This window comes from Escherichia sp. AM3, from assembly GCF_032029835.1.
GTDB classification, from domain to species: Bacteria; Pseudomonadota; Gammaproteobacteria; order Enterobacterales; family Enterobacteriaceae; genus Escherichia; species Escherichia coli.
In genome coordinates, this window is record NZ_JAVUPQ010001035.1 from 1 (window position 1) to 264 (window position 264).

The 264-nt window shown below is 53.0% G+C and carries 2 protein-coding genes; both read right to left on the reverse strand.

All coding sequences use genetic code 11. From position 1 onward, the window contains the following. Positions 1-160, reverse strand: a 160-nt coding sequence (locus RTW80_RS29580) for a prepilin-type N-terminal cleavage/methylation domain-containing protein (protein WP_312721692.1), incomplete at its 3' end; no start/stop codon positions are given. Further along, on the reverse strand, positions 145-264 hold a 120-nt coding region (locus RTW80_RS29585; protein WP_312721694.1), incomplete at its 5' end, for a DUF2509 family protein. The genes RTW80_RS29580 and RTW80_RS29585, both read right to left, overlap by 16 nt.

The following is a 264-nucleotide window of genomic DNA, read 5'->3' on the forward strand; positions in this document are numbered from 1 at the left end:
CATGATGCCATAGCTGACGATACTGGCTAAGCGCCGCATACCGGGCTGCCAGCGCGCGATGATAGCCGGATAACGCCATCACAACCACAACCAGCAACATCATTGCCAGCAAAACCTCAACCATGCTAAATCCTTTTTGTCTGCTCAGGGTAACTGACATAGCGTACTTTCCTTAAGGGGGCAGAAATCACTCCAGCCGTGGGCGGAAAAGCGTATCTGCCCCTCCGAGATGTCCCCGCCTCGCCATAGCAATAGATTGTCATT